The 23,196-nt window shown below is 59.3% G+C and carries 20 protein-coding genes; 7 read left to right on the top strand and 13 right to left on the bottom strand.

The genetic code is table 11. The features are described 5' to 3' along the window. Positions 1-114 precede the first annotated feature (114 nt). Entirely contained in the window at positions 115-1,206 is a 1,092-nt protein-coding gene (locus tag B5G37_RS01885; protein WP_087253217.1) for a helix-turn-helix domain-containing protein, read from the bottom strand. 136 nt (positions 1,207-1,342) lie between these two features. Next, a complete protein-coding gene (locus tag B5G37_RS01880; RefSeq protein ID WP_087253215.1) occupies positions 1,343-2,047 on the bottom strand; it encodes a pseudouridine synthase in 705 nt (234 codons plus the stop codon). A 110-nt stretch (positions 2,048-2,157) separates the two neighbouring features. Between B5G37_RS01880 and B5G37_RS01875 the strand changes: the two genes are divergently transcribed. Beyond that, entirely contained in the window at positions 2,158-2,679 is a 522-nt protein-coding gene (locus B5G37_RS01875) for a DUF4830 domain-containing protein (protein WP_158099324.1), read from the top strand. A gap of 39 nt (positions 2,680-2,718) precedes the next feature. Here B5G37_RS01875 and B5G37_RS01870 read toward each other — a convergent pair whose 3' ends face one another. From B5G37_RS01870 to B5G37_RS01845, 6 genes are all read right to left on the bottom strand, one after another. Continuing rightward, on the bottom strand, positions 2,719-3,531 hold the full coding sequence (locus tag B5G37_RS01870; RefSeq protein WP_087253212.1) for a mechanosensitive ion channel domain-containing protein: 813 nt from the start codon (positions 3,529-3,531) through the stop codon (positions 2,719-2,721). Positions 3,532-4,095: 564 nt separating this feature from the next. After that, positions 4,096-5,301 carry an elongation factor Tu gene (gene tuf / locus B5G37_RS01865; RefSeq protein WP_087253210.1) on the bottom strand — a complete coding sequence of 402 codons (1,206 nt, stop codon included), beginning with the start codon at positions 5,299-5,301 and terminating at the stop codon, positions 4,096-4,098. Positions 5,302-5,420: 119 nt separating this feature from the next. Continuing rightward, positions 5,421-7,529: an elongation factor G gene (gene fusA / locus B5G37_RS01860; protein ID WP_087253209.1), complete on the bottom strand. Its 2,109-nt coding sequence runs from the start codon at positions 7,527-7,529 to the stop codon at positions 5,421-5,423. A 17-nt stretch (positions 7,530-7,546) separates the two neighbouring features. Continuing rightward, on the bottom strand, positions 7,547-8,017 hold the full coding sequence (rpsG, locus tag B5G37_RS01855; RefSeq protein WP_087253207.1) for a 30S ribosomal protein S7: 471 nt from the start codon (positions 8,015-8,017) through the stop codon (positions 7,547-7,549). A gap of 179 nt (positions 8,018-8,196) precedes the next feature. Further along, positions 8,197-8,631, bottom strand: coding sequence for a 30S ribosomal protein S12 (gene rpsL / locus B5G37_RS01850; protein WP_087253205.1), 435 nt, complete (start codon positions 8,629-8,631; stop codon positions 8,197-8,199). Between the two features lie 70 nt (positions 8,632-8,701). Beyond that, positions 8,702-8,941, bottom strand: coding sequence for a ribosomal L7Ae/L30e/S12e/Gadd45 family protein (locus B5G37_RS01845; RefSeq protein ID WP_087253203.1), 240 nt, complete (start codon positions 8,939-8,941; stop codon positions 8,702-8,704). Between the two features lie 208 nt (positions 8,942-9,149). On the opposite strand from B5G37_RS01845, the gene gltX reads away from it, so the two are divergent. Further along, positions 9,150-10,658 (top strand): glutamate--tRNA ligase, encoded by a 1,509-nt coding sequence (gene gltX, locus B5G37_RS01840; RefSeq protein ID WP_087253201.1) that lies wholly within the window; start codon positions 9,150-9,152, stop codon positions 10,656-10,658. A 40-nt stretch (positions 10,659-10,698) separates the two neighbouring features. Here gltX and B5G37_RS01835 read toward each other — a convergent pair whose 3' ends face one another. From B5G37_RS01835 to B5G37_RS01815, 5 genes are all read right to left on the bottom strand, one after another. Continuing rightward, positions 10,699-12,438 (bottom strand): NFACT RNA binding domain-containing protein, encoded by a 1,740-nt coding sequence (locus B5G37_RS01835; RefSeq protein WP_087253199.1) that lies wholly within the window; start codon positions 12,436-12,438, stop codon positions 10,699-10,701. 3 nt (positions 12,439-12,441) lie between these two features. Further along, entirely contained in the window at positions 12,442-12,843 is a 402-nt protein-coding gene (locus tag B5G37_RS01830) for a ribonuclease III domain-containing protein (RefSeq protein ID WP_087253196.1), read from the bottom strand. 391 nt (positions 12,844-13,234) lie between these two features. Beyond that, on the bottom strand, positions 13,235-13,600 hold the full coding sequence (locus B5G37_RS01825; protein WP_087253195.1) for a type II toxin-antitoxin system PemK/MazF family toxin: 366 nt from the start codon (positions 13,598-13,600) through the stop codon (positions 13,235-13,237). Between the two features lie 166 nt (positions 13,601-13,766). Beyond that, complete coding sequence (gene alr / locus B5G37_RS01820) at positions 13,767-14,897, bottom strand: alanine racemase (protein ID WP_087253193.1); 1,131 nt, start codon at positions 14,895-14,897, stop codon at positions 13,767-13,769. Then, positions 14,839-15,495 carry a hypothetical protein gene (locus B5G37_RS01815; protein ID WP_087253191.1) on the bottom strand — a complete coding sequence of 219 codons (657 nt, stop codon included), beginning with the start codon at positions 15,493-15,495 and terminating at the stop codon, positions 14,839-14,841. The genes alr and B5G37_RS01815 overlap by 59 nt, the downstream gene beginning before the upstream one ends. Positions 15,496-15,918: 423 nt before the next feature. Here B5G37_RS01815 and pheS point away from each other — a divergent pair, with 423 nt between their 5' ends. The 5 genes from pheS (at position 15,919) to B5G37_RS01790 (ending at position 23,192) form a co-directional block, all read left to right on the top strand. After that, a complete protein-coding gene (gene pheS, locus B5G37_RS01810; RefSeq protein WP_087253189.1) occupies positions 15,919-16,944 on the top strand; it encodes a phenylalanine--tRNA ligase subunit alpha in 1,026 nt (341 codons plus the stop codon). 21 nt (positions 16,945-16,965) lie between these two features. After that, on the top strand, positions 16,966-19,662 hold the full coding sequence (pheT, locus tag B5G37_RS01805; protein ID WP_087253188.1) for a phenylalanine--tRNA ligase subunit beta: 2,697 nt from the start codon (positions 16,966-16,968) through the stop codon (positions 19,660-19,662). Positions 19,663-19,981: 319 nt separating this feature from the next. After that, positions 19,982-21,346: an amidophosphoribosyltransferase gene (gene purF / locus B5G37_RS01800; protein WP_087253186.1), complete on the top strand. Its 1,365-nt coding sequence runs from the start codon at positions 19,982-19,984 to the stop codon at positions 21,344-21,346. A 117-nt stretch (positions 21,347-21,463) separates the two neighbouring features. Then, a complete protein-coding gene (locus B5G37_RS01795) occupies positions 21,464-22,351 on the top strand; it encodes a class I SAM-dependent methyltransferase (protein ID WP_087253184.1) in 888 nt (295 codons plus the stop codon). Beyond that, positions 22,344-23,192 carry an energy-coupling factor transporter ATPase gene (locus B5G37_RS01790; protein WP_087253182.1) on the top strand — a complete coding sequence of 283 codons (849 nt, stop codon included), beginning with the start codon at positions 22,344-22,346 and terminating at the stop codon, positions 23,190-23,192. Before B5G37_RS01795 ends, B5G37_RS01790 begins: the two co-directional genes overlap by 8 nt. The last annotated feature ends 4 nt before the right edge of the window (positions 23,193-23,196 follow it).

Below are 23,196 nucleotides of genomic sequence, written 5' to 3'. Positions count from 1 at the left end.
AAGTTATCGAGAACCGTTGTCTTAATGGTTCCCGATAACTTTTTTAGCGCACAAAATTTTTGTTTTAGTCTGAAAACTGTATTTTGCAACAGGCCCTTCTTATTGTCAACATATTTAGGATTCAATGCCCCGGGAGACCAGATACTTTTTGACCATCAAAGCCACCTTGAAGGTGATGGCATCGTCAAACTCTCTCAGGTCCAGGCCGGTGAGCTTCTTGATCTTCTCCAGACGGTAGACCAAGGTGTTGCGGTGGACGAAGAGCTTACGGGCGGTCTCGGACACGTTGAGGTTGTTTTCAAAGAACTTGTTAATGGTGAACAGGGTCTCCTGATCCAGCGCATCAATGGGGTTCTTCTTGAACACCTCTTGCAGGAACATCTCACACAAGGTGGTGGGCAGCTGATAGATCAGACGGCCAATACCCAGGTTTTCATAGTTGATGATGGAGCGCTCGGTGTCGAACACCTTGCCCACCTCGATGGCCACCTGAGCCTCCTTGTAGGAGCGAGCCAGATCCCGGACATGATTCACAATGGTACCCATGCCCACCACAGTCTTGATGCCCAGCTCCCGCAGCAGGGTCTCCTGAATGTTCTGGGCGATCTTGTACACGTCCCGGGCGTCGTTATGCTCGCTGAGCTGCTTGACCAGGGCCACATCCGTCTCGCTGAGAGACAGGACGAAATCGGTCTGGCGGTCGGGGTACAGATTGGTCATCACATCCACGGCGGACACATCAGGCACTCCCAACTGGCGCACCAGCAGAACCACACGAGGCACTTCGGAGACAAAGTGCAGCTCCTTGGCCCGGACATAAATGTCGCCCAGCAGGATGTTGTCGGACAGGATATTCTTGACGAAGGTAGCCTTGTCGTGCTTCTCCTCATAATAGGTCTTGGCCCCATTGAGAGCGATGGTAGCCATGGCGCACATGGTGGCTGCCTGCTCATCCTCACCCCGCACAAAGGCTGCATAGTCAAACTGACCATTCCAGCCAGACATGGCTTTGAAGGTAAAGCCGTTGCTGACCACCAGGTTCTCCCCTTCGGTTGCCAGCAGCCCGGGAATGTTCCCCCACTTCTCCCCGATGTAGGCCAGTTCGTTACATGCCAGGACTGTGCCCTGCTCATCGATGACGCCAATAGCCCGGTCCGAGCAATCCTTCATCTGGAGAACGATACTCTGGAAAATACGACTGGACATTGCGCAAACCCCTTTCCTGGCAGCATGTCTCTTCCCACTGCCTTGTTTATTTTCACAAATGATATTATATCTATTTGTCCCGCCGACTTCAATAGTTTTTTTCAATTTTTTTGGTTATATTGCCATATCTTTCGTCTCATTGACGGAAAAGGGTAGAAATTTCTCCCTGCGTTAGTGCTCTCCAACTACCTTTCTCCAGTTCTGGGTCCAGTTCCACCCCGCCAAACTTTATGCGTTTTAGATAAGTAACCGGTTTCCCACGGGATGCCATCATTCTTTTAATCTGATGATATTTTCCCTCGCGGATGGTGATATACGCCGTTGTTTTATCATTCAGAAGTTCCAGTTTTCCAGGCAAACACTGGTATCCATCCCCCAGGCAAATGCCCTTGGACACCGCTTCCACGTCTCCTTCATCCAGCGTTCCATCCACCTGGACATAGTAGATCTTGTCCACGTGGTGGCGAGGTGAGAGCAGCCGATGGGCCAAAGGTCCATCGTTGGTCAGAAGCAACAGTCCCTCTGTGTCCTTGTCCAGACGTCCCACGGGAAACAGGCCCAGGGACGGGTAGGGCTCTGGCAGCAGATCCAGTACCGTTTTGTCCCGACCATCTTCGGTGGCAGACACCACACCCGCCGGTTTGTGCAACATCAGGTACACCGGCGCATGGGCCCCGATGGCCACTCCATCCACCGTCACTGGGGCATCTGCCTCCACTTTTTCCTCACAGCTGCGGCAAACCTGGCCACACACCTGCACACGGCCCCCCCGAATGAGCTCCTTTGCCTCCTTTCGGCTCCACAGCCCTGTGGCAGCCAGCCGCTTGTCCAATCGCTCCATAGCTGTACTCCTCTTTTCAAGATATATGTCTTTTTGAAATTGTATCATAGTTTCCCTGGAAAATACATATCTATTCCTTGTATCAGTCCATGACTATCGGAGGGATGTCTATGCTCATTGTCACTGCCCGCATTCCCCGGCGCCGCCTGATGGCCGGGGGCATCTCAGCGCTATGCTGTAGCCTGGTTTTGGTGGTGGCTCTGGTTCTCAGTCTGAACCAGGGGGCGGTCCCCGCCTCCTCCACCATCCATGAAATGGATGAAAATGCAAATCGAATCTCCTACCTCCAGCAGCTGGGGTGGACAGTGGGAGATGGGGAGCCCACAGCCCAGGAACTGCTCATACCCAAAACTCTGGATGAAAGCTATCAATCCTACCTCACGCTCCTGCGCCAGCAGGGTTTCGCCCTGGAAGAGTACTGTGGAAAACATGTACAGCGGTATCTCTATTCCGTCACCAATCACCCCACCGGGCGTTCTGATGTCCAGGCGGTGCTGTTGGTGTGTGACGGGACCTTGATTGGCGGACACATTCAGGCCGCTGACGGCAGTTTCGTCTCTACCTTGGATTTCCCCGCTGCATCGTCTTCCCCTTCCACCGTCCCCTCTCCCGCCGCCTCTGCCAACCTGTAAAAAAAGTGGGCCTGTGGTATACCACAGACCCACTTTGCTTTAATTTTTCATCATGTGCACGTTGAGGTGCGGATAGGTCATTTCGATGTGGTTGGCATCAAAGGCAGGCTTGATGGCCTCGATCAAGTCATAGTATACCGTCCAGTAGTCATCGTTGGCACACCACACCCGAATGATGTACTCAATGGCGCTGTCCTGGTAGCTGTTGACCCGCACCATGATGGGCTTCTCCCGGTCCACCATGGGATTGTCCTCCACCACTTTGCTCAGCACCTCCTTGACCAGCTGGGTGGGTGCATCATAGGATGCGGTCACCTTGATTTCCACCCGACGGTGGGTCTGACTGGAGTAGTTGACCACATTGGAGCCCACAATGGTGTTGTTGGGCAGCTGAATGAGCTTGTTATCCACACTGGTGAGCTTGGTATAAAATAAACCAATCTCGTACACCGTGCCGGAGCAGTTTCCTGCGTCCACATAATCCCCCACCTTGAATGGTTTGGAGGCCAGCAGTTGCAGCCCAGCAAAGACATTGGTCAGGAAGTTCTGAATGGACAGGGAGAGTGCCAAGCCTGCCACAGAGAGCAGGGCTACAAAGGAGGTGACAGGAATCTCCAGGCAGCTCATGAGTACGATGGCTGCAACCGCCAGCAGCAAAATCTTGATAGAAGTGCGAATCAGGCTCTTGATGGTGGCCTCCATGGGCAGTCGGCCCAACATTCGATCCACCAGTTTCATGATAATTTTGATGGCAATCAGGCTGATGACCACCACAGGTACAATAATCAGCGCTTTCTCTAGGACAAAATCACCCAGATTGCTGAGCAACTCCATGGGATTGTTCCACGGCATGTGTATCCCTCATTTCTTTATCTGGAATGGTGTCATTGTATCATAGTTGTGCTATCATGGGCAAGGCTCAAAAGTTTCCTGCCTGACGGGAGGACAACAATCCCTCCACTTCCGTTGAAAGCCCTCGGCAGAGTTTTCCCATCGTAGGTGGGAAAAGAATTTGAATCCGTTATTTTCACGGACATGTGCCGGGAAAATAACTCTTCTCAGCCCGCCAGTGTGGCCTTGGGTCGCCCTTTGACCCAAGGATGCATGCAGCGGGCTGCAACCTCCCATGGAAAGGCTCTGCCTTTCCATGGGACATAAAAAACAAGAGCGACCCGAAGGTCGCTCTTGTAAAACAACTATAAATTAGTCGTTGATGACGTCGATAACAACGCCACACCAACGGTGCGGCCAGCCCCACAAAATGTCCCATTTTGCGGGGACCCCATAATTTCAATGCTCGGCGAAAATGAATTCCGCCTGTGCCAAGGCGGCACAAGCCGCCTTGATTTCGGGCGGCCGCACCGTTGGCAAAAAACAAGAGCGGCCCAAAGGCCGCTCTTGAAAGGTGACTATAAATTAGTCGTTGATGACGTCGATAACAACGCCGGAGCCAACGGTGCGGCCGCCCTCACGGATAGCGAAGCGCAGGCCCTTCTCGATGGCGATGGGGGTGATCAGCTCAACGTTCATGTCGACGTTATCGCCGGGCATGCACATCTCAGTGCCCTCGGGCAGAGTGATGACGCCGGTCACGTCGGTGGTACGGAAGTAGAACTGAGGACGATAGTTGTTGAAGAAGGGGGTGTGACGGCCGCCTTCCTCCTTGGACAGGACGTACACCTGGCCAACGAACTTGGTGTGGGGGTGAATGGAGCCGGGAGCACACAGAACCTGGCCACGCTCGACCTCCTTCTTGTCGATACCACGCAGCAGAGCGCCGATGTTGTCGCCAGCCTCAGCGTAGTCCAGCAGCTTGCGGAACATCTCGATGCCGGTGATGGTGGTGTCCTTCTTCTCCTCGGACAGACCAACAATCTCCACCTTGTCGCCCATCTTGACCTGGCCGCGCTCCACACGACCGGTAGCAACGGTGCCACGGCCGGTGATGGTGAACACGTCCTCAACGGGCATCAGGAAGGGCAGGTCAGCCTTACGGTCGGGAGTGGGGATGTAGCTGTCAACAGCGTCCATCAGCTCCTTGATGCAAGCGAAGTCGGGATCGTTGATGTCGCCGGACTCGCAGGTCAGAGCGTTCAGAGCGGAACCCTTGATGACGGGGATGTCGTCGCCGGGGAACTCGTACTCGGACAGGGTCTCGCGGACCTCCATCTCCACCAGCTCCAGCAGCTCCTCATCGTCAACCTGATCGCACTTGTTCAGGAACACGACCATGGCGGGCACGCCCACCTGACGGGCCAGCAGGATGTGCTCACGAGTCTGAGCCATGGGGCCGTCGGTAGCAGCGATAACCAGGATAGCGCCGTCCATCTGAGCAGCGCCGGTGATCATGTTCTTGATATAGTCGGCGTGTCCCGGGCAGTCAACGTGGGCATAGTGACGAGCGTCGGTCTCGTACTCCACGTGAGCGGTGTTGATGGTAATACCACGCTCGCGCTCCTCGGGAGCCTTATCGATGCTGGAATAGTCCTCGTACTGAGCCTGACCCTTCAGAGCCAGGTACTTGGTGATGGCAGCGGTCAGGGTGGTCTTGCCGTGGTCAACGTGGCCGATGGTGCCGATGTTGACGTGGGGCTTATTACGCTCAAACTTTTGCTTAGCCATTGTGAGTAGCCTCCTTATTCTTCAATAAAATTGGATACATTCATCCAGACCCATTATGGGCCTATTTTATCCTATCGCTGGGAAAAAATCAACTGATTTTTTCCCAGCAACTAAGATTTTTAGTCGTCCTTACGACCACGCTGGGCAATGATCTTCTCAGCGATGTTCTTGGGGATCTCCAGATAGCTGTGAGGCTCCATGGAGTACTGGCCACGGCCCTGGGTGCGAGAACGCAGGTCGGTGGCGTAACCGAACATCTCGGAGAGAGGCACCAGAGCGTCGATCTGCTGGGCACCGGGACGAGCTTCCATGCCCAGAATCTGGCCACGGCGGCTGTTCAGGTCGCCAATGACGTCGCCCATGTAGTCCTCGGGGACGATGACAGAAACCTTCATGATGGGCTCCAGCAGGCAGGCGCCAGCCTTGCGGCAGGCCTCCTTAAAGGCCATGGAACCGGCAATCTTAAAGGCCATCTCGGAAGAGTCCACTTCGTGATAAGAACCGAAGGTCAGGTGGACCTTCACATCCACCACGGGGTAGCCAGCCAGAACACCGGCCTGCATGGCACCCTGGATACCAGCGTCAACTGCGGGGATATACTCCTTGGGAATGACACCGCCGGTGATCTCATTGAGGAACTCATAGCCCTTGCCAGGCTCGTTGGGCTCCACAGTGATGCGGACGTGGCCGTACTGGCCCTTACCGCCGGACTGACGGGCATACTTGGTATCCTGCTCGGTAGCCTTCTTAATGGTCTCCTTGTAAGCAACCTGGGGAGCGCCCACGTTGGCCTCCACCTTGTACTCACGCAGCAGACGGTCCACGATAATCTCCAGGTGGAGCTCGCCCATGCCGGCGATGATGGTCTGGCCAGTCTCCTCGTCGGTGTAGGTCTTGAAGGTGGGATCCTCCTCAGCCAGCTTGGCCAGAGCGATACCCATCTTCTCCTGACCAGCCTTGGTCTTGGGCTCGATGGCCACGCGGATGACGGGCTCGGGGAATTCCATGGACTCCAGGATGATGGGGTGATCCTCCACACACAGGGTATCACCAGTGGTGGAGTTCTTCAGACCCACCACAGCGGCGATATCGCCGGAGAACACCTCTTCGATGTCCTCACGGTGATTGGCGTGCATCTGGAGGATACGGCCAATGCGCTCCTTCTGCTTCTTGGTGGAGTTGAGCACGGTGGAACCGGTGGTGAGCTTACCGGAGTACACACGGATGAAGGACAGACGGCCCACATAGGGGTCAGTCATGATCTTGAAGGCCAGAGCGGAGAAGGGGGCGTTGTCGTCAGCGGGACGCTCGTCCTCTTCCTCGGTGTCAGGATCAATGCCCTTGATGGCGGGAATGTCCAGAGGGGAGGGCATGAAATCCACGATGGCGTCCAGCAGCTTCTGCACGCCCTTGTTGCGGTAGGAAGTACCGCACACCACGGGAACCAGGACGTTGTCGATGGTACCCTTGCGCAGAGCCTTGCGGAGCATATCGGTGGGAATCTCCTGCTCCTCCAGAGCCAGCATCATGATCTCGTCGTCGATATCAGCGCAGGCATCCACCAGCTTGGTCCGGTACTCCTGGGCCAGCTCCATCATGTCAGCAGGAATCTCCTCCACGCGCATGTCCTTGCCCAGATCATCGTAGTACACGTCGGCCTTCATCTCCACCAGGTCGATGATACCCTTGAAGGTATCCTCGGCGCCGATGGGCAGCTGAATGGGTACAGCGTTGCACTTCAGACGATCATAGATCATGTTCAGCACGTTGTAGAAGTCGGCACCCATGATATCCATCTTGTTGACGTAAATCATGCGGGGCACGCGATAGTGGTCAGCCTGGCGCCACACAGTCTCAGACTGGGGCTCCACGCCGCCCTTGGCGCACATGACGGTCACAGAGCCGTCCAGCACGCGCAGGGAGCGCTCCACCTCCACGGTGAAGTCCACGTGGCCCGGAGTGTCGATGATGTTGATACGAGTCTGGGGGAACTGCTGAGCAGAACCACTCCAGAAACAGGTGGTAGCAGCGGAGGTGATGGTAATACCACGCTCCTGCTCCTGAGCCATCCAGTCCATGGTGGCAGTGCCCTCATGGGTCTCACCGATCTTGTAGTTGACGCCGGTGTAGTACAGGATACGCTCGGTGGTGGTGGTCTTACCGGCATCGATGTGGGCCATGATGCCGATGTTACGGGTATTCTGCAGAGAAGTCTTTCTAGTAGCCATACTCTGTTCCTCCCGGATTACCAGCGGTAGTGAGCGAAGGCCTTGTTGGCCTCGGCCATCTTGTGAGTGTCCTCACGCTTCTTCACGGCGGAGCCGGTGTTGTTGGCAGCGTCCATGATCTCGCCAGCCAGACGCTCCTTCATGGTCTTCTCACCGCGGTTGCGGGAGTAAGTGGTCAGCCAGCGCAGACCCAGGGTCTGACGACGCTCGGGACGCACTTCCATGGGCACCTGGTAGGTAGAACCGCCAACACGACGGGACTTGGTCTCCAGAGAAGGCATGATGTTCTCGATGGCAGCGTTGAAAACCTCCAGGGGCTCCTGGCCGGTCTTCTCTTGAATGATGTCAAAGGCACCGTAGACGACCTTCTGGGCAACACCCTTCTTGCCGTCCAGCATGATGCTGTTAACGAGCTTAGTGACTAAGACGGAATTATACAGCGGATCGGGCAGAACCTCCCGCTTGGGTACGTTTCCTCTTCTGGGCACTTTGCTTCCCTCCTTCTTAATAAAATAGAATTCATAGGTACTCAGGCCCCGGTTGCCGGGGCTTGTGTCATGCCTGTCCGAGGTCTACCCATATATATGGAATAAACGCTCGGCAAGGCGCAGTTTGCCTTGCGCTGTCAGCGCAGTCAGCAATTCAGATGCACAGGTGGGTCTAAGAATTACTTCTTAGCGCCGCCCTTGCCGGCCTTGGGACGCTTGGCACCGTACTTGGAACGGCCCTGCATACGGCCATTGACGCCCTGGGTATCCAGAGTGCCACGGATGATGTGGTAACGCACACCGGGAAGGTCCTTCACACGGCCGCCGCGGATCAGCACCACGGAGTGCTCCTGCAGGTTGTGGCCAACACCGGGAATGTAGGCGGTGACCTCGTAGCCGTTGGTCAGACGCACACGAGCGATCTTACGCAGAGCGGAGTTCGGCTTCTTAGGAGTAGAAGTACGAACGGCAGTGCAGACGCCGCGCTTCTGAGGGGAGGGCAGGTCAGTCTCCTTGTTCTTCAGGGTGTTCAGACCATGCTGCATGGCGGGAGAGTTGGACTTGTAGGTAGTCTTCTCACGGCCCTTGCGCACCAGTTGGTTAAAAGTAGGCATGATTTTCCTCCTTTCACAGATATATATTTTAACGAACTCTCCGAAGATTATTCGCTAAAACCGAAAAAAGTTACAGCGTAGCCGCCACAGCGGCTCCCACGGCAATGCCGCAGGCGTGACCCAGAGCCTTCATGGAGTCGGTCCAGTGGATCTCCACCCCTTGCTCCTGAGCCTGTTGAGCCAGTGGTTCGGTGAGAGCGGGATCGGCGTCCTGCGCCAGATAAATCCCCGTCGCCCGACCATCTTTCAAGGCCCGACGGACCTGCTTGACGCCCACAACCTTGCCGGCTTGCTCCAGTTTGGTCAGCATCCAAGCAGACCTCCTTTTTGGCATATCAGCACAATTTGGGATTGTACCACAAAAGTATCTTCCCGTCAAGGCAAACCGCCCAGGATGATGGTATCTATTTTTCCCTGATTTCTCCCCTTTCCCTTGTGCAATTTGTCCTCCCCCTTGCAAATTCCGCCCCTGCGGGATATAATGAGAGCCACACTGTATACTGGAGGTTTTGATTGTCATGGCTTTGAATCAGCAATGGTTTGACGATATGGAAGCCCGCATCCCCCACGACGGGGTGCGCACCCGCTTTGCCCCCTCTCCCACCGGCTACATGCACGTGGGCAATCTCCGCACCGCTCTGTACACCTATCTCATCGCCCGCCACGCCGGCGGCAAGTTCATTCTCCGCATTGAGGACACCGACCAGGGCCGTTTGGTGGAGGATGCCACCGAGATCATCTACAACACCATGCGCTCCTGCGGTCTGACTTGGGACGAAGGCCCCGATGTGGGCGGCCCCGTAGGCCCCTACATTCAGACCGAGCGCCGCTCCTTCTACGCCGAGTACGCCAAGCTGCTGGTGGAGCGTGGCCACGCCTACTACTGTTTCTGCGACAAGCACGAGGAGAGCGAGGAGGAAGAGGGCAATTTCCAGAAGGAAGAGGACCCCTGCCGCAACCTCTCCGCCGAGGAAGTGGCCGCTCGTCTGGCCAACGGTGACCCCTACGTCATCCGCCAGCGCATCCCCCACGAGGGCCAGACCACCTTTATGGACGCCGTGTACGGCGCCATCACCGTGGACAACAACACCCTGGACGACCAGGTACTGCTGAAGCGGGACGGCCTGCCCACCTACAACTTTGCCAACGTAGTGGACGACCACCTCATGGGCATCACCCACGTGGTGCGTGGCGCGGAGTACCTCTCCTCTGCCCCCAAGTACAACCTGCTGTACGAGGCCTTTGGCTGGGAGATTCCCACCTACGTCCACTGCTCCTCCGTCATGATCACCGATCCCGAGACCGGAGCGGTGCGCAAGATGTCCAAGCGCAAGGGCGACCCCTCCTATGAGGACCTCATCCAGATGGGCTACCTGTCCCAGGCGGTGGTCAACTACGTCTCTCTGCTGGGCTGGGCCCCCCACGGCGAGCTCAGCGAGCAGGAGTTCTTCACCCTGGACGAGCTGGTAAAGGCTTTCGAGATCTCCGGCATCTCCAAGTCACCTTCTGCCTTTGACATGGAGAAGCTCAACTACTTCAACGCCACCTATCTGCGCTCCATGACCCCCGAGGCCTTTGCCGAGGTGGCCCGTCCTTATATTCGTCAGGCCGTCACCAATGAGGCCTATGATGCCGACGTCATCGCCACCCTGCTCCAGGCCCGGTGCGAGCGCCTCACCGACATCCCCGAAAAGGTGGACTTCTTCGACACCCTGCCCGAGTACGGCGTGGAGCTGTTCACCAACAAGAAGTCCAAGACCAACTCTGAGGTGTCCCTGGACATGCTGGAAAAGACCATGCCCGTCCTGTCCGCTCTGGAGAGCTGGACCCAGGAGAGCATCCATGACCCCCTGGTGAATCTGGCCCAGGAGCTGGGTGTGAAAAACGCCACCCTCATGTGGCCCCTGCGCATCTCCATCGCCGGTAAGACCGTCACCCCCGGCGGCGCCGTGGAGCTGTGCTTCATTCTGGGCAAGGAGGAGACCCTGCGCCGCATGGAGCTGGGCATCCAGAAGCTGAAGGGCTAACCGGTTTATAAAAAAGCTTCCCCGATTGGGGAAGCTTTTTTCATTTCACCCGCAGTTTCTTCACCAGATCTTCCTCCGGCGTGACATACACGGTGTTATAGGTGTTGTAGATGACAAAGCCCGGCTTGGCCCCTGTGGGCTTTTTGATGGCCTTCACCGGGGTCACATCCACCGGCACCTGGGCGGAGTCCTTGGCCTGGGAGAACCAGGCGGCCAGGGTGGCCGCCTCGGTCACCGACTGGTCGTCGGGCTGGACCCCTCCGGTCTTCAAAATCACGTGGGAGCCGTGGAGCTTTTGCACGTGGAACCACAGGTCCCGCTTGTCCGAGTCCTTCAAGGTCAGGCGGTCATTCTGGCTGTTGTTCTTACCCACCAGAATGGTGAGGCCGGCGGTGGAGCGAAACTCCATGGGCTTGGCGTGGACGATCTTCACCTTGCCCTTCCCCGTCATCTTCCGCTTGTGCTGCCGCAGGTATCCGTTGTCCATGAGCTCCTGGCGGATCTCCTGCAAGTCCCGGTCTCCCTCGGACAGGGTAATCATTTGCAGCACGCTGTCCAGGTACTCCAGCTCGGTGCGGTTTTTCTCCAGCTGGATGGCCAGCATTTCCTCCGCCTTCTGGGCCTTTTTGTAGTCCTTGTAGTACTTGGCGGCGTTTTGCTGGGGAGTGAGCAGGGGATCCAGAGGGATTTCCACCTCTTTGCACTCCGGGTCATAGTAGTTCTGGGCCACCAGCACCGACTGGCCCCGCTGCATCTGATAGAAGTTGGTGGTGATGATGTCCCCGTACTCCCGCATCTGCTCCCGGTTGCCCGCACGGCGCAGGTCTTCCTCCTGATTGGCGATCTTCTTGGCCGTGCGGTTGCGGGCCTGGGTCACCGACCGGATGAAATCCGCCCCCCGCTGTTTCACCCGCTCCTGGGCCTCCCGGGCGGCATAGTAGTCGTCCAGCAGTTGAGAGAAGGTCTCGCAGCGGGTCAGTTCCACACTGGGGCCGTATTGCAGAATGGGTAGGAAGGAGAAATCCATCTCCTTGCCCTCTCTTTTCAGCACCACCGGCTCATACTTGCCCTCCAGAATGATGGCGCGCAGCCGCAGCACTTCCCGGGCCAGGCCCTGGGCGGTACCATCGCTGCGGAAGGCCAGTTCCCGGGCCACCAGGGGAGAAATGCCACTAAAGGTGTCCAGCAGCCACTTGTCCTGCCCCTCCCCCTGAGGGGCTTGGCTGACCACCAGCTGCTCCAGCTCTTCCTCTGCCATGGCGGTGACATCCAGCTTGCCCGTGGGCACGGGGTACTGGTAGAAGAGCCCGGGCATCACCGGCCGCTGGGCGGAGATGTCCCCATCCACTCGGCGCATGCTGTCGGTAATGCGTCCCGCCCCATCCAGCATGATGAGATTGGACTTGCGCCCGATGCACTCCAGCACCAGAGCCCGCTCCACCCGATCTCCCAACTCGCTGAGGGTCTCAAAGCGGAACTCCAGCAGCCGCTCCATGGGGGGCTGGCGAATTTCCAAAATACGCCCGCCCAAAAAGTACTTGCGCAGGAGCATGCAGAACATGGGGGGCGTCTCCGGGTTCTCCCGGGTCACCGTGGTCAGCTGCGCTCTGGGGTGGGCGGGGTTTGCCGACAACAACAGCTTCACATTTCCCTTCCCCGTTCGCATGTGCAGCACCACCTCGTCCCGGGTGGGCTGATAAATTTTATCCACCTTGCCGCCGGTGATGCGCTCCCGCAGTTCTCCGGCCATGGCGGTCATGACAATGGCATCTAAGGGCATGGCTCATTCCTCCGACATCATCCGTTCAAACAGTTCATTGAGCCGATCCAGGCGGCCCTGCAAGTACAGCCAGCCGAACAGGGCCTCCAGCCCTGTGGCGGCGTGGTACTCGCCCACGCTGGCCCCTTTAGGGATAGCGGCGGTGTGGCTGTTTCGGGCCCGGCGGTACACGTCCTGCTCCTCCTCGGTGAGAATGGGCAGAATCAGCTTGACCCGCTTGGCCTGGGCAGGGGCGGAGACGTAGGTCACCGCAGCCTTGTGCAGCCCCTTGTTGGTGGCCTTGCCCTTCAGGCACAGCCAAGTGCGCACCATCAGTTCATACACTCCGTCCCCCAGGTGAGCCAGCGCCAAGCTGCTCATGGGGTGGAGCACATCCTGTCCTACCGACAGGTGAAAGTAATCCATAGTATTTCTCCATTCTCTAGGTTGGCCCGGGCGTCCCCGGACATTCGGCATCTTTTCTTAGTCTACCCCGCCAGTGGAAGGTTGGCAAGTGTTTTCCACATTCGGACACAAAAAATGTGGAAAAAGGCCGTCGCCTTTTCCCACAAAGAACAGAGAGGGTATCTCTGGAGTTGTTTGTCCGGGGGGCCCAGACTCTTGCCCGAGCAGCCCCGGTTGAATGTTCGTCGCTGACAGGGGATCATCTCAGCTCTGCCTGGATGTTCCTTCCTGACGTGGATTATGATACCAGAGTTGCCCTGTCGAATGATAGACAATTTGGGAACCCATTGTGAACCTTTTGTAAACCCCAAAATTTGTGGCCTGTCCCCACAGGAGAACAGGCCACAAAGCATCAGATCAGCTGTTGGTTGGACAGGCCGAAGCTCACGGCAATGGCCCCATCCACCTTTTTCATCACTTGTTCATCCACTCGACCCATATGTTCCCGTAGCCGCCGTTTGTCCAGGGTCCGGATCTGCTCCAAGAGCACAATGGAGTCCTTGGGCAAACCATAGCTATGGGCCGTCAGGGTGATGTGGGTGGGCAGCTTGGCCTTTCCCGTCTGGGAGGTGATGGCCGCTGCAATCACCGTGGGGCTGTGTTTGTTTCCGGTGTCGTTTTGCACGATCAGGACAGGGCGAACGCCCCCTTGTTCGCTGCCCACCACCGGACTGAGGTCGGCGTAATAAATGTCGCCGCGTTTGACACTGTTGTCCACAGGATTTCACACTCCGCCGGATTTATAGTGCCCGGGTCTCCCCTTGCGGGCCGGGTACTATCATTCTCCCACGGTGGGGCGGATCTTATACCGAGTGGAACGCATTCCTTCCGCTCTCTCCCGCTCCCTCTCTCGCCGCCCACACTGGGCGACCCCCCGTGTCATCTTATGCGCCCTGGTACAATCTGGGCACTCGGGGCGAGACAGCGCACAGCAGCTCATAGGGGATGGTGCCCGCCATCTGGGCCATATCCTCCACAGACAGGTGAGCGCCAAACAGCTCCACCTCGTCTCCCGCACACACGTGGTCTCCCGGCTCCAGGGCCACCATACACATATCCATGCACACCCGGCCCACAATGTGCCGCACCTGGCCACCCACCAGCACCCGGCCCTGGCCGGAGAGCACGCGATGTAAGCCGTCAGCATAGCCCACGGGCAGCACCGCCACCCGGCCGCCTTCCGCCCCCATCTTCTGGGTGCAACCGTAGCTCACCGGGGTGTGGGCGGGCAGCTCCCGCACCGCCGCCACCCGGGTTTTCAGGGTCATCACCGGCCGCAGCTCTCCGTCGTCCATACCCTGACAAGAGGGATCGGGCAGGTGGCCGTACAGGGCAATGCCCGGGCGCACCATATCCAGATGGGTGCAGGGGAAGTTGAGCACCGCCGCGCTGGCAGCACAGTGGCGCAGAGAGAAGGTGCGCCCATAGGTGTGCTCCAACAAATTCAGGGTGTCCAAGAAGCGAGTAAACTGCTCCATGGTATACGCCTCATCCCCGTCGGCGTTGGCAAAGTGGGTAAAAATACCCTCTGCCTCCAGCCCCGGCAGAGCGCACAGGGCGTCCACCTCTCGGGCGGCCTGGGCGGGGTCGTGGGCCAAGATGCCCAAACGGCTCATGCCAGTGTCCAGCTTGACGTGGATCTTCACGTTCTTTCCCTGGGCCTGGGCGGCCTGGGACAGAGCCTGAGCCAGGGACTGGGTGAACACCGCCTGGGTCAGATCGTGCTCCACCACCTGAGGGGCAAACTCCTCCGGGGTAGCCCCCAAAATGAGGATGGGCATGGTGATGCCAGCCCCTCGCAGCTCCACGGCCTCGTTGAGGCAGGCCACGGCCAAATAGTCTGCGCCCAGCTGCTGCAGCTTGGTGGCCACCGCCACTGCCCCATGTCCGTAGGCGTTGGCCTTCACCACACCCAGAAACTTGCTCTGGGGGGCCAGGGAACGCAGCACATGGTAATTATGTTCCAGATTGTCCAGACGAATCTCCGTCCAGGTTCGCATGGTCTGTTGATTCATTGTCCTTCATCTCCATGGTAAAATCATCACTGGTGAGGGTGAGTACCGTGGTCCCTGCCACCTGTACCTGCCCCATACACAGCTGGAAGGTGTCCGGTTCAAACCACATGACGTACTCGGTGCCCTCCCCCGGCTCTTCCTCCGGGTCCCGGCAGAGAAGCTCCAAATAGGTTCTCTCTCCCTCCTGCTCCCAGCTGCACTGGGCTATGTAGCCTTGGGAAACCTCGTCCAGCATGGTGGGTATGGCGGCAATGGGGCTCAGGCCATCCCCGTTGAGGGTACCCAGGGTCATCCCCGCCCCGTCGTATTCCAGCACACTCTCCTCTTGGGTCATCCGGGCGGTCACTCCTGCCATCCACTCCGGGTCCATCACCGTCAAAACGGTTTCCCCATCCTGGGTCCAGCTACCCTCCAGGACAAAGTCATACACCTGTTGCCCCAGATGGGCGGTGACCTGGAAGGTGCCTTGCCAGCCCGTCATGGCCTGGTACTGCCCCCGCAGCAGCACGCCCTGCTGCTGCGCGCCCGCATCCTCCTTGTGACAGCCTGTGAGCAGCACGGCACATACCAGCCCCACACAGGCCAATCCTCTGCGCAAATGTTTCTCCCCCTTTCCTGTTTGGAAACGAAAAGCTTCCGCTTCCTCCCTCCATGTATATGAGAGATGGTTGGGGGTATGCGCAGGGAAGCAGACCATATTATAAAGTTTTCCCTCTTGCTTTTCAACCTATATTGTGATATAAAAGTTTTTAGTGCAAATGCGAAGAACGGGAAAATAGCGTGCTGGCATATCTCAGAGAGAGGCGGTCACCGGCTGAAAGCCGCCTTGGTGTGTGTCGCTTGGTTCGCCCGGGAGTGGCCTGTGAGAGCAGGACGGTGTGCCCTCCGTTATGGGGCAAAGAGTGTGTGCAGCAATGCACAAATGCGGGTGGTACCGCGGAAGGTTGGCCTTTCGTCCCTGTTGTCAGGGAGGAAAGGCTTTTTGTATTTCCTTATATTTTACCCGAAAGGAAGAGAATAGATGAAGCAGCAATTAAACGACATTCGTGTGCAGGCGCTCAGTGCCTTCGAGGCCGCCGCTGACCTGGCCGCTCTGGATGCTCTGCGGGTGCAGTATCTGGGCAAGAAGGGCGAGCTCACCGCCGTGCTCAAGCAGATGGGCAAGCTCTCCGCCGAGGAGCGCCCCGTCATGGGTCAGCTGGCCAACCAGGTGCGCGCGGACCTGGAGGCCGCTCTGGAGACCCAGGGCAAGAAGCTGGAAGCTCAGGCCCTGGAGCAGCGGCTGAAAGACGAGGCTCTGGACGTGACCATCCCCGGCAAGCCCGTGAAGGCCGGTCACCGTCACCCCATGTATATCGCTCTGGACGAGATCAAGGAGATCTTCATCGGCATGGGCTTCACCGTGCTGGACGGCCCCGAGGTGGAGCTGGCCGAGCTGAACTTCGACCGCCTCAACGCCGAGGAGAACCACCCCTCCCGAGACTGGTCCGACACCTTCTACTTTGACGAGGACAGCCGAGTGATGCTGCGCAGCCAGACCTCCCCCATGCAGGTGCGCGCCATGGACACCATGGAGCTGCCCATCCGCATCATCGCCCCCGGCCGTGTGTACCGCAAGGACGAGGTGGACGCCACCCACTCCCCCATGTTCCACCAGGTGGAGGGCATGGTCATCGACAAGGGCGTAACCATGGCCGACCTGAAGGGCACCTTGAACACCGTGGTGGAAAAGCTCTACGGCAAGGGCACCAAGACCCGCTTCCGTCCCCACCATTTCCCCTTCACCGAGCCCTCCTGCGAGATGGACGTGCAGTGCCACAAGTGCGGCGGCGTGGGCTGCCCCACCTGTAAGGGCGAGGGCTGGATCGAGCTGCTGGGCGCTGGTATGATCCACCCCCGGGTGCTGGAAATGAGCGGCATTGACCCCAACGAGTACTCCGGCTGGGCCTTCGGCATCGGCCTGGAGCGCACCGCCATGCGTCGGTTCAAAATCGCCGACCTGCGCCTGATTTTTGAAAACGACGTGCGCTTCCTGGAGCAGTTTTAAGGAAAGAGGGGAAATAGAACCATGAATTTAAGCAGAAACTGGCTGCGTGAATTTGTCACCGTAGACGCCAATGACCATGATTTTTCCGAGGCCATGACCCTGTCCGGCTCCAAGGTGGAGCTGACCCACGATCTGGGTGCTGAGATCTCCAACGTGGTGGTGGGCCGCATCCTGTCCATGGAGCGCCACCCCGACTCCGACCACATGTGGGTCTGCCAGATTGACGCAGGTCAGGCCGAGCCCATCCAGATCGTCACCGGCGCCTGGAACGTCCATCCCGGCGACCTGGTGCCCGTGGCCCTGCACAAGTCCACCCTGCCCGGTGGCAAGAAGATTGAAAAGGGCAAGCTGCGGGGCGTTGTGTCCAACGGCATGATGTGCGGTCTGCTGGAGCTGGGTCTGGACGAGCGGGACTTCCCCTACGCTGCCATCACCCCCGCCGCCATTCTGGGGGACTACAAGCCCCTGGACCCCGCCAAGCCCTCCATCTCCGCCGACATTCAGCCCGGCGACAAGATTTACGGCCCCGTGGTGGCCGCCAAGGTCCTGGAGTGCGCCTCCCAGCCCGACGGCACCTTCCACACCTGTCTGGACACCGGAGACGGCACCGCCGCCCCCGACACCAACTGCCCCAACCTCCACGAAGGGGATCTGGTGGCCTACAACACCAAGACCGACTCCATCTGCACCCTGGCTGACCTTCACGCCCAGCAGGCGGAGTTCCCCCACTGCATCCCCGACGGCATTTTCGTGCTCCGGGAGGACTGCAAGCCCGGCGACGACATCAAGCCCATCATCAACGCCGACGACCACGTGGTGGAGTTTGAGATCACCCCCAACCGCCCCGACTGTCTGTCCGTCATCGGCCTGGCCCGAGAGGTGTCTGCCACCTTCGGTGTGCCCCTGACCCTCCACGAGCCGGTGGTGAAGGGTGGCGCCGAGGGCAACCTCATGGAGCTGCTGGACGTGGAGACCCCCGCTGCCGACCTGGTGCCCCGGTACACTGCCCGGATGGTGCGCAACGTGAAGATTGCCCCCTCTCCCAAGTGGATGCGGGAGCGTCTGCGCTCCATGGGCGTGCGTCCCATCAACAACATCGTGGACATCACCAACTATGTGATGCTGGAGTATGGCCAGCCCATGCACGCCTTTGACTACCGCTATGTCCACGGCGGCAAGATCATCGTCCGCCGTGCCCAGGAGGGCGAGGAGCTGACCACCCTGGACGGCAAGAGCCACACCCTCAATGCCAATCACCTGGTCATCGCCGACGAGACCCGGGCCGTGGGCCTGGCTGGCATCATGGGCGGCGAGAACAGCGAAATCGTGGACGACACCGTGGACGTGGTGTTCGAGTCCGCCTGCTTCGACGGCGCCACCATCCGCAAGGGCGCTCTGGCTCTGGGCATGCGCACCGAGGCCAGCGCCAAGTTCGAGAAGGGCCTGGACCCCATGAACACCCTCCCCGCCGTGCAGCGTGCCTGTGAGCTGGTGGAGATGCTGGGCGCCGGCGAAGTGGTGGACGGCATCATCGACATTCTCAACTATGTGCCCCAGCCCCGGGTGCTCACCCTGGAGCCTGCCAAGATCAACGCCCTGCTGGGCACCGACGTGGCCGAGGAGAAAATGGTGCGCATCCTGCGCAGCCTGGACTTCCAGGTGGAGGGCAATGAGGTTACCGTCCCCTCCTGGCGTGGCGATGTGATCGGCATGGCGGATCTTGCCGAGGAAGTGGCCCGGTTCTACGGCTACAACAACATCCCCTGCACCCTCATGCGGGGTCAGACCACTCTGGGCGGCTACTCCGACGAGGAGCTGCTGGAGCGTCAGGTGGGCGGTATGTGCCGCGCCATGGGCTATGATGAGATCATCACCTACTCCTTCATCTCCCCCACTTGCTACGACAAGATCAACTGGCCCGCTGACTACCAGGGCCGCAACTCCCTGAAGATTCTGAACCCCTTGGGCGAGGACACCTCCATCATGCGCACCACCACCCTCCCCTCCATGCTGGAGATTCTCACCCGCAACTACAACTACCGCAACCAGAACGTGCGTCTGTACGAGGTGGGCCGCACCTACGCCCCCGGCGGTGAGAATGGTCTGGCGGTGGAGAACAAGACCCTCACCCTGGGCGCCTACGGCACCGACATGGATTTCTACACCATGAAGGGCTGCATCGAAGCCATTTTGAAGGACCTGCGGGCCCAGAACGTCACCTTCCGTACCGGTTCTGATCTCACCGAGCTGGTGTCCTACCACCCCGGCCGTGTGGCTGAAGTGTGGGTGGGTGAGCACTGCGTGGGCTTCTTCGGCCAGATTCACCCCCTGGTGGCTCAGAACTATGGCGTGGATGGCGAGCTGTACTGCGCCCAGCTGGCCTTGAACGGACTGGCTCAGGCCAAGGGTCCCGACCCCGTGTACACCCCCCTGCCCAAGTTCCCCGCCGTCACCCGTGACATCGCTGTGGTGTGCGAGGAGGCGGTCACCGTGGGCGCTCTGGAAGCCTGCATCCAGGAGGCTGCCCATGGCCTTTTGAAGAACGTGACCCTCTTCGATATCTACCGGGGCAAGGGCGTGGAGGACGGCAAGAAGTCCGTGGCCTTCAACCTGACCCTGCGGGCCGACGACCGCTCTCTCACTGGCGAAGAGGCTGAGGCCGAGGTGCAGCACATTCTGGCCGCTCTGGCCGAAAAGCTGGGAGCCACCCTGCGCTGAGTACCATTTTTCGGCAATTTGTTTCTTGACACGCAAAATTCCAGTTGGTATCATGTATTGCGTAGAACAACAAAGGCGTTGTTCTCTTGAGTGTTGCAAATCATGAAAATTCATGTTCTCCCAGGACATGTGCCTGGGAGAACATACTTCTCGCCCTGCAAGTGTGAATTTGACCGCCTTTGGCGGGTAAACTTTGCGCGCAGCAGGGTGCAAAAACTATGGTCGGAAAAGGCATTGCCCTTTTCGGCCCGCAAAGCAGCAAAGGCGCTGTGGCCCCAGGGGTCACAGCGCCTATTTTTCGTTTCAGGGAGGAATCACCATGTCCATTCACGAAGAGTGCGGCGTATTTGGCATCAGCGACCCCCATGGGGACTGCGCCCGTACCACCTATTACGGTCTGTACGCCCTTCAGCACCGGGGCCAGGAGGCCTGCGGCATCGCCACCATGAACCAGCGGGAACTGTCCTTTCACAAAGACGTGGGTCTGGTGGGAGAAGTGTTCCACCCCGATGTGCTGGACCAGCTGGGGGGCACCATGGCGGTGGGCCACGTGCGCTACGCCACCACCGGCGGCGGACGGCGGGAAAATGCCCAACCCCTCACCCTGAAATACGTCAAAGGCACCCTGGCCGTGGCCCACAACGGCAACCTGGTGAACACCCAGGAGCTGCGCACCTTCTTTGAGTACCGGGGCGCCATCTTCCAGACCACCACCGACTCCGAACTCATTGCCTACGCCATCGCCCAGGAGCGGCTGCGCTGCGCCTCGGCGGAAGAGGCAGTGTGCCGTGCGGTAAAGGGGCTGCGGGGGGCCTTCTCCCTGCTGGTCATGTCCCCCCAGAAGCTCATTGCCGCCCGGGACCCCTGGGGCTTCCGCCCCCTATGTATGGGCCGTCGGGGGGATGCGGTGATCTTCGCCTCGGAGAGCTGCGCCCTCCACGCCGTGGGGGCTGAGTTTGAGCGGGAGCTGGACCCCGGGGAAATTGTGGTGGTGGAAGGCACTCAGGTGCGCTCCATCCGGGAAAACTGCCAGAACGCCTCCAGCCACCTATGCATCTTCGAGTATATCTACTTTGCCCGCCCCGACTCCGACCTGTGCGGCCAGTCGGTGCATCTGGCCCGGCGCAACGCCGGGCGGCTGCTGGCCCAGGAATACCCCGTGGAGGCGGACGTGGTCATTGGTGTACCTGACTCCGGGCTGGACGCCGCCATGGGCTTTGCTGAGGCCTCCGGCATCCCCTACGGGGTAGGACTGGTGAAAAACCGGTACATTGGCCGCACCTTCATCACCCCCGGCCAGGAGAGCCGAGAGCAGGCGGTGCGCATCAAGTTGGGTGCCCTGGCCAGCTGCGTGGCAGGCAAGCGGGTGGTGATGGTGGACGACTCCATCGTCCGTGGCACCACCTCCAAGCAGATCGTGGCCATGCTGCGGGAGGCGGGAGCCACCCAGGTGCATATGTACTCCTCTGCACCTCCCTTCATTGCCCCCTGCTACTTCGGCACCGACATCCCCGACCAGGATTCTCTCATCGCCTGCCACCACACTCAGGAGGAGATCCGGGAGATGATCGGGGCCGACTCCCTGCACTTTCTCTCCCTGGAATCCCTGCACCAGATTGCCCCCCAGGCCAGCTGTGGCTTCTGCGACGGGTGCTTTACGGGGCAATACCCCTTGGAAATCTAATACCTTCCAACCGCACCGGACACCCCCTGTCCGGTGCGGATTTTTTCATCGGCTTGTTTGACTAATTCCCACCTGTGTAGTATAATACCTTGATTATATAATGAGGAGAATGTGCTCATGTGGTTGGCCAAAAATTGGAAAGATTATGAGCTGCTGGACTGCGGCCGTGGAGAAAAGCTGGAGCGTTGGGGAAACCAGGTCCTGGTGCGTCCTGACCCCCAGGCCATTTGGAATACCCCCCGCCAGCACAAGGGCTGGAAAACTGCACACGCCCGCTATGCCCGCTCCCACACCGGAGGGGGCCAGTGGGCCAGCAAGCAGGTGCCTGAGCGCTGGCAAATTCACTATAAAGAACTGACCCTGAATGTGGGCCTGATGAACTTCAAGCACACCGGCGTGTTCCCCGAACAGGCGGCCAACTGGGACTTTGCCCAGGATCTTATCCGCCGCGCAGGGCGTCCCATCAGCGTGCTCAATCTGTTTGCCTACACCGGCGGGGCCACTGTGGCCTGCGCCGCCGCTGGGGCCAGCGTGTGCCATGTGGACGCGGCCCGGGGCATGGTGCAGTGGGCCCGGGAAAACGCCAAGTCCTCGGGCCTGGAGGACAAACCCATCCGCTGGATCATTGACGACTGCGCCAAGTTTGTGGAGCGGGAGATTCGCCGTGGCCGTCGCTACGACGCCATCATCATGGACCCCCCCTCCTATGGCCGCGGCCCCTCCGGCGAGGTGTGGAAGCTGGAAGAAAACCTGTACCCCTTTGTGGAGCTGGTGTCCGGGGTGCTCAGCGATGACCCCCTGTTTGTCATCCTCAACTCCTACACCACCGGTCTGGCCCCCTCGGTGCTGACCTATATTCTGCAAACCGTCATTGGCGGCAAGTTCGGCGGTCACACTGTGTCCGACGAGCTGGGTCTGCCGGTGACCCAGACCGGTCTGGCCCTGCCCTGTGGTGCCACCGGCCGCTGGGTGGCTTCTTCCGTGGAGAACGTCCGCCATGGCTAATCCCATCCTTCAGGCCTGTGACCTGACCTTTCGCTACACCACCGCGGAGGGGGTCGCCCCCACCGTGTTGGACCAGGTGAACCTGACCATCGAGGCAGGCACCTTCGTGGCCGTATTGGGCCACAACGGCTCGGGCAAGTCCACCTTTGCCAAGCACCTCAACGCCATTTTGCTCCCCTCTGGGGGCAAGGTGTATGTGGACGGCATGGACACCGTGGACGAGAATCTGCTGCTGGACATCCGCCGCACCGTGGGCATGGTGTTCCAGAACCCGGACAACCAGATCGTAGCCAGCGTGGTGGAAGAAGACGTGGCCTTTGCCCCGGAAAACCTGGGGGTGCCCTCGGCGGAAATCCGCCGCCGGGTGGATGAGGCCCTGGAAGCGGTGGGCATGACGGAATACGCCCGCCACGCCCCCCACCTGCTCTCTGGCGGTCAGAAGCAGCGGGTGGCCATCGCCGGTGTTCTGGCCATGCGCCCCCGATGCATCGTATTGGACGAGCCCACCGCCATGCTGGACCCGGTGGGTCGGCGGGAGGTGCTGGACACCATCTGCCAGCTCAACCAGCAGCTGGGCATGACCGTGGTGCTCATCACCCACCACATGGACGAGGCCGCCCGGGCTCAGCGCCTGGTGGTCATGGACAACGGCCACGTGGTTAAGGATGGTCCCCCCGCCCAGGTGTTCCAGGACGTGGTGGGGCTACGCCGAATGGGGCTGGAAGTGCCCGACTCCGTGGCCCTGATGTATGAACTGCGTCAGGCGGGTCTGGACGTGCCTCTGGACGTACTCAACCCCGAAGACTGCGCCCGGGCTGTGGCCCAAATTCTACCCCGATAAGAGA

The sequence above is a fragment of the Pseudoflavonifractor sp. An85 genome (genome assembly GCF_002161235.1).
In the GTDB taxonomy this organism is placed as follows: Bacteria; Bacillota; Clostridia; order Oscillospirales; family Oscillospiraceae; genus Enterenecus.
This window is presented reverse-complemented; position numbering and strand designations above follow the sequence as displayed.

Excerpts from the sequence above, each read along its gene's own strand:
- B5G37_RS01870 (WP_087253212.1), bottom strand. The coding sequence starts at position 3,531 with ATGCCGTGGAACAATCCCATGGAGTTGCTCAGCAATCTGGGTGATTTT.
- B5G37_RS01835 (WP_087253199.1), bottom strand. The coding sequence starts at position 12,438 with ATGCCCTTAGATGCCATTGTCATGACCGCCATGGCCGGAGAACTGCGG.
- alr (WP_087253193.1), bottom strand. The coding sequence starts at position 14,897 with ATGAATCAACAGACCATGCGAACCTGGACGGAGATTCGTCTGGACAAT.
- pheS (WP_087253189.1), top strand. The coding sequence starts at position 15,919 with ATGAAGCAGCAATTAAACGACATTCGTGTGCAGGCGCTCAGTGCCTTC.
- B5G37_RS01875 (WP_158099324.1), top strand. The coding sequence starts at position 2,158 with ATGCTCATTGTCACTGCCCGCATTCCCCGGCGCCGCCTGATGGCCGGG.
- B5G37_RS01830 (WP_087253196.1), bottom strand. The coding sequence starts at position 12,843 with ATGGATTACTTTCACCTGTCGGTAGGACAGGATGTGCTCCACCCCATG.
- tuf (WP_087253210.1), bottom strand. The coding sequence starts at position 5,301 with ATGGCTAAGCAAAAGTTTGAGCGTAATAAGCCCCACGTCAACATCGGC.
- B5G37_RS01845 (WP_087253203.1), bottom strand. The coding sequence starts at position 8,941 with ATGCTGACCAAACTGGAGCAAGCCGGCAAGGTTGTGGGCGTCAAGCAG.
- rpsL (WP_087253205.1), bottom strand. The coding sequence starts at position 8,631 with ATGCCTACTTTTAACCAACTGGTGCGCAAGGGCCGTGAGAAGACTACC.
- B5G37_RS01885 (WP_087253217.1), bottom strand. The coding sequence starts at position 1,206 with ATGTCCAGTCGTATTTTCCAGAGTATCGTTCTCCAGATGAAGGATTGC.
- gltX (WP_087253201.1), top strand. The coding sequence starts at position 9,150 with ATGGCTTTGAATCAGCAATGGTTTGACGATATGGAAGCCCGCATCCCC.
- B5G37_RS01790 (WP_087253182.1), top strand. The coding sequence starts at position 22,344 with ATGGCTAATCCCATCCTTCAGGCCTGTGACCTGACCTTTCGCTACACC.
- purF (WP_087253186.1), top strand. The coding sequence starts at position 19,982 with ATGTCCATTCACGAAGAGTGCGGCGTATTTGGCATCAGCGACCCCCAT.
- pheT (WP_087253188.1), top strand. The coding sequence starts at position 16,966 with ATGAATTTAAGCAGAAACTGGCTGCGTGAATTTGTCACCGTAGACGCC.
- B5G37_RS01880 (WP_087253215.1), bottom strand. The coding sequence starts at position 2,047 with ATGGAGCGATTGGACAAGCGGCTGGCTGCCACAGGGCTGTGGAGCCGA.
- B5G37_RS01795 (WP_087253184.1), top strand. The coding sequence starts at position 21,464 with ATGTGGTTGGCCAAAAATTGGAAAGATTATGAGCTGCTGGACTGCGGC.
- fusA (WP_087253209.1), bottom strand. The coding sequence starts at position 7,529 with ATGGCTACTAGAAAGACTTCTCTGCAGAATACCCGTAACATCGGCATC.